Origin of the sequence: Pseudobutyrivibrio sp. AR14 (genome assembly GCF_900101325.1) — a bacterium.
Lineage (GTDB): Bacteria > Bacillota > Clostridia > Lachnospirales > Lachnospiraceae > Pseudobutyrivibrio.
On sequence record NZ_FMUY01000007.1, the window covers coordinates 26122 to 37835 of the forward strand.

General features: G+C 39.7%; 9 protein-coding genes. 8 read left to right on the top strand and 1 reads right to left on the bottom strand.

The features are described from left to right. Nucleotides 1-96: 96 nt before the first annotated feature. The 8 genes from scfB to BLP50_RS07905 all read left to right on the top strand — a co-directional run bounded on the left by scfB (nt 97) and on the right by BLP50_RS07905 (nt 11448). Complete coding sequence (scfB, locus tag BLP50_RS07870; protein ID WP_090153431.1) at nt 97-1473, top strand: thioether cross-link-forming SCIFF peptide maturase; 1377 nt, start codon at nt 97-99, stop codon at nt 1471-1473. Between the two features lie 48 nt (nt 1474-1521). Beyond that, nucleotides 1522-3870: a protein translocase subunit SecD gene (secD, locus tag BLP50_RS07875; RefSeq protein ID WP_090153433.1), complete on the top strand. Its 2349-nt coding sequence runs from the start codon at nt 1522-1524 to the stop codon at nt 3868-3870. A gap of 24 nt (nt 3871-3894) precedes the next feature. Next, the gene (gene serS, locus BLP50_RS07880; RefSeq protein ID WP_090153435.1) at nt 3895-5184 is read left to right on the top strand and encodes a serine--tRNA ligase; all 1290 of its coding nucleotides are present in this window, start codon (nt 3895-3897) and stop codon (nt 5182-5184) included. Nucleotides 5185-5244: 60 nt separating this feature from the next. Further along, nucleotides 5245-7077 carry a translational GTPase TypA gene (typA, locus tag BLP50_RS07885; RefSeq protein ID WP_090153437.1) on the top strand — a complete coding sequence of 611 codons (1833 nt, stop codon included), beginning with the start codon at nt 5245-5247 and terminating at the stop codon, nt 7075-7077. A gap of 18 nt (nt 7078-7095) precedes the next feature. Then, nucleotides 7096-8244: a GGDEF domain-containing protein gene (locus BLP50_RS07890; RefSeq protein ID WP_090153439.1), complete on the top strand. Its 1149-nt coding sequence runs from the start codon at nt 7096-7098 to the stop codon at nt 8242-8244. A gap of 8 nt (nt 8245-8252) precedes the next feature. After that, nucleotides 8253-9014 (top strand): 4-hydroxy-tetrahydrodipicolinate reductase, encoded by a 762-nt coding sequence (dapB, locus tag BLP50_RS07895; protein WP_090153441.1) that lies wholly within the window; start codon nt 8253-8255, stop codon nt 9012-9014. A 23-nt stretch (nt 9015-9037) separates the two neighbouring features. Further along, nucleotides 9038-9697, top strand: coding sequence for an alpha/beta fold hydrolase (locus BLP50_RS07900; protein ID WP_090153443.1), 660 nt, complete (start codon nt 9038-9040; stop codon nt 9695-9697). A gap of 143 nt (nt 9698-9840) precedes the next feature. After that, a complete protein-coding gene (locus tag BLP50_RS07905; protein ID WP_090153446.1) occupies nt 9841-11448 on the top strand; it encodes a GGDEF domain-containing protein in 1608 nt (535 codons plus the stop codon). A gap of 4 nt (nt 11449-11452) precedes the next feature. On the opposite strand, the gene BLP50_RS07910 is transcribed toward BLP50_RS07905, so the two are convergent. Further along, nucleotides 11453-11713 (bottom strand): hypothetical protein, encoded by a 261-nt coding sequence (locus BLP50_RS07910; RefSeq protein WP_090153448.1) that lies wholly within the window; start codon nt 11711-11713, stop codon nt 11453-11455. Between the last annotated feature and the right edge of the window lies 1 nt (nt 11714).

The window sequence follows — 11714 nt, forward strand, 5'->3', positions numbered from 1 at the left end:
ACTTAAATTTAGTTATATTTAACGCTCAGACCGGTCCTTATTAATTCTATTATTAGGGAACGGTCTATTGTGCGTTTATGAAAGGACATTTTTTTAGTGATACACCAGTTTAAAAACAACGGTTACAACGTTGTCATAGATGTTAACAGCGGAGCTATTCACGTTGTTGACGAAGTAACATACGATTTTCTTGCTTTCTGGCAAAAGCAAGGCGGGGATGCAGCTTTAGCTTCTATGAAGGAATCCCACAGTGAGGTTTCTGAGGCGGAGCTTCTACAGATCAAATCAGAGATTGAGAGCCTGATTGAGGACAAGTCCCTATTCACAGAGGATAATTACGAGCCACGTATTGCAGATTTTACTGCAAGACCTACAGTAGTTAAGGCTCTTTGCTTACATATCACACATGATTGTAATTTGGCATGTAAATATTGCTTCGCAGAGGAAGGCGAGTACCACACAGGCAAGCGTGAGCTTATGACATTTGAAGTTGGTAAGCAGGCACTTGATTTCCTTGTTGCTAATTCAGGCAGCAGAAGAAATCTTGAGGTAGATTTCTTTGGTGGTGAGCCACTTATGAACTGGCAGGTAGTCAAGGACCTTGTGGCTTATGGTCGTTCCATTGAGAAGGAGCATGACAAAAACTTCCGTTTCACACTTACTACTAACGGAGTTCTTTTAAATGACGAGATTCAGGAATTTGCTAACAAGGAGATGGCCAATGTAGTTCTCAGCTGCGATGGCCGTCCAGAGATTCACAATCTCATGCGTCCATTCAAGAAGGGCGCACCAAGCTATGAGCTCATAATGCCTAAGTTTAAAAAGTTGGCAGAGTCTAGAAATCAGGACAAATACTACATCCGAGGTACATTCACTAGAAACAACCTAGACTTTTCAGAGGATGTAATTCATCTAGCTAACGAAGGCTTTAAGCAGATTTCAGTGGAGCCAGTAGTTGCTCAGGAGACTGATGACTACGCTATCCGCGAAGAGGATTTGCCAAAGCTTTTTGAAGAATATGACAAGCTTGCTGCAGAGATGATGCGTCGCAAGGGCACAGATGAGGATTTCAATTTCTTCCACTTCATGATTGATTTGGAGGGCGGTCCTTGTGTATACAAGAGACTTTCTGGTTGCGGCTCAGGTACAGAGTACATGGCAGTTACACCTACAGGAGAGCTTTATCCATGTCACCAGTTTGTTGGTAACACAGACTTCTGTTTAGGTGATGTATGGCACGGCGTTCAGAAGAAGGACGTTGTCAATGAGTTCAAGCACTGCAACGTATATGCTAAGCCAGAGTGTAGAGAGTGCTTTGCAAGATTCTATTGTAGCGGTGGATGTGCAGCTAATGCATTCAACTTCACAGGCAGCATTCTTGGCAATTACCATGTAGGTTGCGAGCTTCAGAAGAAGCGTGTTGAATGTGCTATCGCACTGAAAGTTAAGGAAGCAGAAATAAAGGGAGAATAACCCTTTGGTCAGCTTTGCTGACAAATAAAAGGAAATAGGAGAATAAACATGAAACGATTAAAAAAAGGACAGGGGATTGCCTGGCTTATAGCATTTGTTTTATGTCTCGGATTACTGGGATATTATGCAATGACTGTAGTTCAGGGAACTATTAAGGCTAACGACACAAGTCTTAAGTTGGGAGCAGATGCCACAGATGCACAGAAGGCTAAGATGGCTAAGTATAATGCTGACAGCTTAAAGTTGGGGCTTGATTTAGATGGTGGCGTTAGTATTACATATGAGGCAATTGGTGACAAACCTACTGATGAGCAGATGAATGATACAATTCTTAAGCTCCAGCAGCGTATTGAGAATGACCTTGGTGAGGAGAGCTCTACTACAGAGGCTAATGTTTACCGTGTAGGAGACAAGAGAATCACTGTTGAGATTCCAGGTGTTACAGATGCTAATGCTCTTCTTAAGGAGCTTGGTACACCAGGTACTCTTTACTTCATTATGCAGTATGATGACCAGGGTAATGCCAATTACACTACAACAGGTAGAGACGAGAATGGTGACATTCAGGGTACATTAAACTATGATATCCAGACACTTATTGATAATGGCTCAGTAATTGCTACAGGTAAGAATGTCAGAAGCTCTCAGGCTGGTACAGAACAGGACAAGACAACAGGTGCTACTGAGTATGTTGTTGAGCTTAAGTTTGATGATGCAGGCACAAAGGCATTTGCTGATGCAACTTCAAAGGCATTTGCTAATGGCTGGTCAATTGCAATTTACTATGATGGTAAATTCGTATCAGTTCCTACAGTTCAGGCAGCTATCACAGATGGTAACTGTGTAATCAACGGAATGAGTGATTATGCTGAGGCTGAGAAGCTTGCTTCATATATTCGTATCGGTGGACTTGATATTGAGCTTCAGGAGTTAGAGTCACAGGTTGTTGGTGCTCAGCTTGGTTCAGATGCGCTTAAGACATCGCTTATTGCAGGTGGTATTGGTCTTCTTGTTGTAATGCTTTTCTTAATCGTTATGTATTTAGTACCAGGTGTAGTTGCTTCACTTGCACTTGCACTTTATACAGTAATGCTTGTTAGCATCTTAAAGGCATTTGATATTACACTTACACTTCCAGGTATCGCTGGTATGATTCTTTCAATTGGTATGGCTGTTGATGCCAATGTTATTTGTTTCGCTCGTGTTCGCGAGGAAATCAAAGCAGGCCGTCCTGTAATCTCAGCTATTGAGACAGGTTTCTCTAAGGCTCTTTCAGCTATCCTTGATGGAAATATCACAACACTTATTGCAGCAGCAGTGCTTGGCTTCCTTGGATCAGGTTCTGTAAAGGGATTTGCTATCACTCTTGCACTTGGTGTTATCTTATCAATGTTTACAGCACTTGTTATTACAAGAATCCTTATTAATGCTTTCTATGCTATCGGCATCAGAAATGCTAAGGCATACGGCAAGGCTAAGGAGCCTACAAAGTTCGACTTCGTCGGCAAAAAGGCAATTTTCATTGGTATCTCAGTATTTATAATTGCAGCAGGCTTTATCTCAATGGGTGTATTCAAGGCTAAGAACGGCAGCGGACTTAACTACTCCCTTGAGTTCATGGGTGGTGCTTCTACAACAGTAGATTTTGCAACTCCACAGACTGATGATGTAATCAACAATCAGATTATTCCTGATATTCAGAAGGTAATCGGTAACGGCACAGTTCAGAAGAGTACAGTTGATGGTACAAATCAGGTAATCTTCAAGACTCGTACACTTTCACTTGATGAGAGAACAGCACTTAATACAATGCTTGAGACTAACTACGGCGTTACAGAAGAATCAATCACTTCTCAGAATATTGGTTCTACAATTTCAGGCGAGATGCGTTCTCAGTCAATGATCGCAGTAATTGTTGCTGTATTCTTTATGCTTCTTTATATCTGGTTCAGATTTAAGGATCTTAGATTTGCATCATCTGCAATCATTGCACTTGTACACGACGTACTTATTGTACTTTCACTTTATGCATTTGCTCGTATTTCAGTAGGTGCTGCATTTATCGCATGTATGCTTACAGTAATTGGTTACTCTGTCAACGATACAATCGTTGTATTTGATAGAATTCGTGAAAACCACAAGGCAATCAGAACAGAGACTCCAGAGACACTTAAGGAGTTATGTAATGAGTCATTGTCACAGACACTTTCACGTTCAATTTCTACATCTATTACAACAGCAATCATGGTACTTATGCTTCTCATCCTTGGTGTTTCATCAATCAGAGAGTTCGCATTACCACTTCTTGCTGGTGTAATTGCAGGTACATATTCTTCAATCTTCATTGCTACACAGCTTTGGTACATCTTTAAATGTAAGATTGGAAAAAAGAACTAAGGTTATAGAACTAGGAGAAATAAGATGATAGACATTAAGTTTTTGCGTGAGAATCCAGACGCAGTAAAGGAAAACATCAAAAAGAAATTTCAGGAACACAAGCTTGGCCTCGTAGATGAGGTCATCGAGCTTGATGATAAGAGACGTGCTGCTCAGCAGGAAGCTGATGACATGAGAGCTAAGATGAATCAGGCTGCAAAGCAGATTGGTGCTCTTATGGGACAGGGCAAGAAGGACGAGGCTGAGGCTGTTAAGGCTGAGGTGGCTGACCTCAAGCAGAAGATTAAGGACTTAGAGCCAGTTGAGAAGGAGCTTGCAGATAAGGTTGAGGAAATTATGATGAAGATTCCTAACATTATCGATCCTTCAGTTCCAATCGGTCCAGACGATTCTTGCAATGTTGAAATCGAAAAGTTTGGTGAGCCAGTAGTTCCTGATTTTGAGATTCCTTACCATACAGATATCATGGAGAGATTCAATGGTATCGATATGGATGCAGCTGGAAAGGTAGCAGGTAATGGTTTCTATTACCTCATGGGAGATATTGCTCGTCTTCACTCAGCAGTTATCTCTTATGCACGTGATTTCATGATTGATAGAGGATTTACATACTGTATTCCACCTTTCATGATTCGTTCAAACGTAGTAACTGGTGTTATGTCATTTGAAGAGATGGATGCTATGATGTACAAAATCGAGGGCGAGGACCTTTACCTTATCGGTACATCAGAGCACTCTATGATTGGTAAGTTTATCGATACACTTAACGATGAGGCTAACTTACCTTATACACTTACAAGCTACAGCCCATGCTTCCGTAAGGAAAAGGGCGCTCACGGTATCGAAGAGCGTGGTGTTTATCGTATCCACCAGTTCGAGAAGCAGGAGATGATCGTAGTATGTAAGCCAGAAGAGTCTAAGAAATACTATGATGTTCTCTGGAAGAACACAGTTGATTTATTTAGAAGTCTTGATATTCCTGTTCGTACTCTTGAGTGCTGTTCAGGAGACCTTGCAGATCTCAAGGTTAAGTCATGTGACGTAGAGGCATGGTCACCACGTCAGAAGAAGTACTTCGAGGTTGGTAGCTGCTCAAATCTTGGAGATGCACAGGCTCGTCGTCTTAAGATTCGTGTTAAGGGTGCAGACGGAAGCAAGTACTTCGCACACACACTTAACAACACAGTTGTTGCTCCACCACGTATGCTTATCGCATTCCTTGAGAACAACTTACGTGAGGATGGCTCCGTAGCTATCCCTGAGGCACTTCGCCCATACATGGGTGGCAAAGAGGTACTCGTGCCTATCAAATAAATTTTAAAGCGTTTTGGGGTTTTTACTGTAACTAAAGTTTTGCAGTAGAAAGAGATTATTATGGCAGTTCAGAGTAGAGAAGATATTAGAAATATTGCGATTATCGCCCATGTAGATCATGGTAAAACCACACTTGTTGATGAGCTTTTAAAGCAGTCAGGTGTATTCAGAGAGAATCAGGAAGTTGCAGAGCGTGTCATGGACTCAAATGATATTGAGCGTGAGCGTGGTATTACAATTCTTTCAAAGAATACAGCTGTATATTATAAGGATACTAAGATTAATATTATTGATACACCAGGTCATGCTGATTTCGGTGGCGAGGTAGAGCGTGTTCTTAAGATGGTTAACGGTGTTGTTCTTGTAGTAGATGCATTCGAAGGTGCAATGCCACAGACAAAGTTCGTTCTTATGAAGGCTCTTGACCTTGATTTACCAGTTATTGTATGTATTAACAAAATTGATAGACCAGAGGCTAGACCTGATGAGGTTATCGATGAAGTATTAGAGCTTTTCATGGATCTTGATGCTTCTGATGAGCAGCTTGATTGCCCATTTATTTATGCCAGCGCTAAGGAAGGCTTTGCCATTAAGAACTTAAGCGATGAGCACAAGGATATGACAGCTTTATTTGAGACTATCATCGATTATATTCCAGCTCCAACTGGTGATCCAGAGGCTCCTACACAGGTGCTTATCTCTACAATCGACTACAACGAGTACGTAGGTCGTATTGGTATCGGTAAGGTAGAGAACGGTTCTATCAAGGTGAACCAGGATGCGGTAGTTGTCAATGCTCATGACCCAGAGAAGAATAATAAGGTCCGCATTTCAAAGCTTTTTGAATATGATGGACTTGAAAAAGTAGATGTTAACGAGGCTAATATTGGTTCAATCGTTGCTATTTCAGGTATTGCTGATATTCATATTGGTGATACAATTTGCGCAGTAGATGCTCCAAATCCTATCCCATTCCAGAAGATTTCTGAGCCTACTATTTCAATGAATTTCATTGTAAATGATAGCCCGCTTGCTGGTCAGGAAGGTAAGTACGTTACTTCACGTCACATTAGAGAGCGTCTTATGAAAGAGTTAAATACAGACGTTTCACTTAGAGTAGAGGATACAGATTCTCCTGATTCTCTCAAGGTTTCAGGACGTGGTGAGCTTCACCTTTCAGTTCTTATTGAGAACATGCGTCGTGAAGGATTTGAGTTTGCTGTATCAAAGGCTGAGGTTCTTTACAAGACAGATGAGAAGGGCCACAAGCTTGAGCCAATGGAGCGTGCTTATGTAGATGTTCCAGATGAATTTACAGGAGCAGTTATCGAAAAGCTTTCTCAGAGAAAGGGCGAGCTTCAGAATATGACACCAATTACTGGTGGATTTACACGAATTGAGTTCAAGATTCCTTCACGTGGTCTTATTGGATATCGTGGAGAATTCATGACAGATACAAAAGGAAATGGTATAATCAATACAATTTTCGACGGATATGAGATTTATAAGGGCGACATTGCTTATCGTAAGCAGGGATCTCTTATTGCATTTGAGACTGGTGAATCAGTAACTTACGGACTTTTCTCAGCTCAGGAACGTGGTACACTTTTCATTGGACCAGGCGAGAAGGTTTACTCAGGAATGGTTATTGGTCAGAGCTCACGTGCAGAAGATATCGAGCTTAATGTATGCAAGAAGAAGCACCTTACAAATACACGTTCATCTTCAGCAGATGAGGCACTTACACTTGTTCCACCTAGAATTCTTAGCTTGGAGCAGGCTCTTGACTTCATCGATGTAGATGAGCTTTTGGAGGTAACACCGGAGTCACTCAGAATCAGAAAGAGAATCCTTGATCCTCTTATGAGAAAGAGAGCTGGTATTCGCAAGTAGTAATTCAGGGGGAATTGCATGGAAAATGTATTGGGGATTGATGGCGGCACATACATTGGATTTCTCACATGTGTGGGCATGCTACTGTTTATTATCGCTATGCGATCATTTGACCCAAAGTTAAGGACACAATTTATTAAGTTGGTCGTAGCGGTAATGATTTCTCTTGCAGCCGCTGCTGTAGATATGTATCTTGATACATTGGCTGAGCCACTAGCTATACGCTATTTGGTTAAAAATGTAAAGTACATTACTCAGGGGCTGTCAGAGTATTTTGTGCTTCTAATAATCATTAGAGATCACACAAATCTTAATAAAAAATTGCTGTTAATACCATTTGTTATCGCTAGTGTAGTGGTATGCTTAGCTCCGTTTAGCAGTAGGATTTATTCCTTTACTGCTGACAATCAATTTATAAGAGGACCAATTGGAAATATTATTTTCATACAGGCTGCTTCTTATATTGTGGTCACACTTTTAGCGTGCATACATAAATGGTTTGATGGATATCAAAATGATGCCACTGTGATTCTATTTATGCTTTTTGCAGTATGTGTGGGAGTCATCCTAGAAGAGGAAAAAATATTCCCAAACTGCACAATGGAATCAAGCATTGTTGGTGTTGTATTCCTATATATTTACATATATGCAGAGAGATACAATGTAGATTCTGTATCTAGATGCTACAAGAGAAGATGCTTTTATTCTGATGCCAATAGATATTCCAAGCTGGACATGATGATTATCTCTATGGATCTTAATGATCTGAAGCTTATTAATGATAATTATGGTCACAAGGCGGGAGATATTGCGCTACTTACTTTTGCAGAAGTAGTTCGAAGTGTAAAGACTAACAAATTCATCCTTTACCGTACGGGAGGAGATGAGTTTATGATTCTTGGCATTAAGGCTACGGAGGATGAGGCGAAGGAGCTTGTTGAGCTTGTAAAAGAAAAGCTTACTGAGACACCTTATACTTGTTCATTTGGAATCTATCCTTATAAGCCGGGAGATGATTTTGACGCAGCAGTTGTGAGAGCAGACAAGGCGATGTACGAGGATAAAAGTGCTTATAAAGCTAGCAAGAGCAAGCGAAGTCATTCTAGAAATGATGAGTTTGAGAGCAGGCTTGAGACATTTACTAACAATATTAGCTTTTTAGGTTGAGGTGAACAATGACAAGAGTAGTTATGCACGGCTGTAATGGCCATATGGGACGAGTTATTACTGACATTTGTGCTGCTGATGCAGATGTTGAGATAGTTGCAGGTGTAGATAAGTTCAAGGGAATCGATAACAGTTATCCTGTTTATGACTCTATTGCTGAGGTTAAGGAAGACTTTGATGCTATTATTGATTTTTCAAATGTAGCAGCAATCGATGGATTACTTGATTACTGTGTAGCTAATAACAAGCCTGTTATTCTTTGCACAACTGGATTGACTGACGATATGCTCAAGCACGTTGATGAGGCTTGTAAATCAGTTCCAGTACTTCGTTCCGCTAACATGTCTCTTGGTATTAATACATTATTTGATTTATGCAAAAAGGCAACTCAGGTATTTGCTGATGCAGGATTTGATATCGAAATAGTTGAGAAGCATCATAATCAAAAGCTTGATGCGCCAAGCGGTACAGCTCTTGCGCTTGCAGATGCATGTAATGAGGCTCTCGGCAATGAATATGAGTATTGCTATGGCAGAGCTGATAGACGTGAGAAGAGACCAGTTAAGGAAATTGGTATCTCAGCAGTTCGTGGCGGTAATATTGTAGGCGAGCACGAAGTTATTTTTGCAGGTCTTGATGAGGTTATCACAATCAAGCACACAGCTTATTCAAAGAGCGTATTTGCTAAGGGCGCTGTTGAAGCTGCTAAGTATATTGTAGGACAGCCAGCAGGACTTTATGATATGAAGAAGGTTATCAGCAACAAATAATAACTGATAAATAAGGGGACAATATGTATATTCAGCTTAACTCACAAGTAATATGCTATGAAAAGACCGGCGAGGGTTCGCCGGTTATTCTTATACATGGAAATAAGGGCAACCATCATACTTTTGATGCATTGGCAGAGACTATGAGCAATTATCATACAGTATATGCAATGGATTCAAGAGGTTATGGAGAAAGCGCTACTCCAAAGGAATACCACTATAAGGATATGGCGGAGGATGTAATCAATCTTATCAATGCTCTCGATATTGAAAAGCCATATCTTATTGGATTTTCTGATGGAGGAATTATTGCTTTATTAGTAGCTATAAAGGCAAGCTCTTTACTTTCAGGAATAGTTTGCTGCGGAGCTAATCTTACACCAGATGGAATCCACCATAGGGATTTCAGGGAAATGAAAAAAGAGTATAAAAAGACAGGCGACTTAAGGACTCTTATGATGATTACTGAGCCTGATATTTCCACAGCAGAACTGAGTAGGATATCAGTTCCTGCTATGATATTTGCAGGAGAGAAGGATTGCATCAAGGAAAAAGAGACAGTAAAAATCGCAAAATATATACCAGATGCACAACTTCAGATTTTGCCAGATGAGAATCACTTTAGCTATATTGTAGGAACTGACAAATTATATAGTTATATAAAAGGGTTTGTTTGCAATTAGCGTTAAAAAGTTAACAAAAGTGGCTGATTCTATTGCTATATTCCAAGAACCATGTTAATATCTATATAAATGTTATAAAACTGTGAACGTATTAAATATAACATTTTAGATGTAACGATTTATGGGCGATTTGGAGTATCGGTATGGCAAAGGGCGCTAAGAAGACCTGTTATTGTGACAAATTGAATAAAGCATTAATAGGTATTTGCTTAGCAGCTGTTATAGTTTGCTATCTTTTTACTATTTCACGATATAAAACAGATGCTTTTACAAAAGATATTGAGCCATATGCTGTTGTTAAATTAGATGATGGTTCTACGGAGTATCTATTTGATCTCAGAAAGCTAGATTATAAATATTCTGGCTTTATGTTCTATACATCCCACAAAAAGGTAGAAGTTTATAATGGCGGTAATATGATTTATTCATTTACCCAGACAGGTGGTATTTGGTCTTCATCTACAGGCTCTGCTTATCATTTTGTTGATATAAATGAGCGTATGACTAATATCGCTGTTATTGTCACACCTATTTATGACGTGGTGGCAGATGATGAAATCCTATTTCAAGTAGGGTCTTCATACAATATGTACAATGACATCATGGTTAAGTCCATGCCTCGATTTGTTGCAAGTATGTTGATTCTTGTAATAAGTATTTCGTTGATTGTTTATTATCATTTTATGAAAAAGAAGCTGGAAATCGGCGAGGAGCTTATATATCTGGGATATTTTGCTTTGTTCATTGGGCTATGGACATTCATGGAGACAGACGTAATTACTTTGATTTTCAAAAATAAGATTGTTGAAGTGGTGGTTCCTTACTTATGTCTTATGTTTGTTATCCCGCCTTTTGTGCTGTTTTTCCATTGCTATCTGAAGTTTAAAAATGAATGGATTAAGAACATAATAATTACTATGTCTAGCCTGGAATTAATAGTGCTTTCGTTCTTGCATTTTACAAAGATAGCAGAATATAGAGAGACTTTACCATATGTTCACCTAATGATATTTATTGCTACCATTTACGTGGTTGTGGGTGTTGTAATTAAGATGATTAATAAAAACTACACAAGACGCGTGGAGGTATGTGTGGTTGGTCTGACACTATTTGCTTTTGGCGTTATATTTGATATTGTTTCTTATTACAAGCGAATTGGTGATTCAGATCAGCTTGGCAGATATTTATTCCTTGTGTTCCTTGTACTCTTGGCTTGGGATTTGTTAAAGGGTACATACGAGTTCATTGAAAAGGGTCGCCGAGCAAAGCAGCTTGAGCTATTTGCACTTACAGACAGCATGACAGGTCTTTTAAATAGAAATGCATTTGAAACTTATGCTAATTCTAATGGTGAGTTGGAAGATTTGGTAGCTATTGTTGCAGATGCTAATGGATTGAAGGAATGCAACGATACGCATGGTCATGATGTTGGTGATGAGTATATTACAGTTGTTGCCGATATATTCAGCAGTACATTTGGAAAATATGGTGATTGTTATCGTACAGGTGGCGATGAGTTCTGCTGTATCATCCCATCAGGCAAGGATATTAATATAGAAAGACTTAAGAAGCTTTTCCTTGCAAAGGTTTACACTGAAAATGTTGAAGGAGATTATAAATTTAACATAGGAGTAGCGATTGGATTTGCAAGCTACGCTCCTTCTATAGATAGTAATTTACGCTCAGTTGTTAAGCGAGCTGATAGCGCTATGTACGCAAATAAAAGAGCTAGCAAGATGGCCAGCTCTTAAGAATTTAGATATCAATTTGATTCATCCAGTCCACCAATTCCTGAAGACCCTCCTCGGTGAATGGAGCAGTGTTTTTCTGTTTCACCTCATCGGGAGTGTTCTCGGAGCTGTAGGGACCAGGCCAGATGGTGGCCTGAAAGAGATCTTCATCAGTCTCTTCTGGATGGATTTTTTCTATTTTATAACATTTATTTTTGTCGCTCCCTGTAAAAGAGGGAGCTTTTTTATAGTATCCAAGTGATAATAGTCTTTTGCGTTCTATCATT

Excerpts from the sequence above, each read along its gene's own strand:
- secD (WP_090153433.1), top strand. The coding sequence starts at position 1,522 with ATGAAACGATTAAAAAAAGGACAGGGGATTGCCTGGCTTATAGCATTT.
- serS (WP_090153435.1), top strand. The coding sequence starts at position 3,895 with ATGATAGACATTAAGTTTTTGCGTGAGAATCCAGACGCAGTAAAGGAA.
- typA (WP_090153437.1), top strand. The coding sequence starts at position 5,245 with ATGGCAGTTCAGAGTAGAGAAGATATTAGAAATATTGCGATTATCGCC.
- BLP50_RS07890 (WP_090153439.1), top strand. The coding sequence starts at position 7,096 with ATGGAAAATGTATTGGGGATTGATGGCGGCACATACATTGGATTTCTC.
- dapB (WP_090153441.1), top strand. The coding sequence starts at position 8,253 with ATGACAAGAGTAGTTATGCACGGCTGTAATGGCCATATGGGACGAGTT.
- BLP50_RS07900 (WP_090153443.1), top strand. The coding sequence starts at position 9,038 with ATGTATATTCAGCTTAACTCACAAGTAATATGCTATGAAAAGACCGGC.
- BLP50_RS07905 (WP_090153446.1), top strand. The coding sequence starts at position 9,841 with ATGGCAAAGGGCGCTAAGAAGACCTGTTATTGTGACAAATTGAATAAA.
- BLP50_RS07910 (WP_090153448.1), bottom strand. The coding sequence starts at position 11,713 with ATGATAGAACGCAAAAGACTATTATCACTTGGATACTATAAAAAAGCT.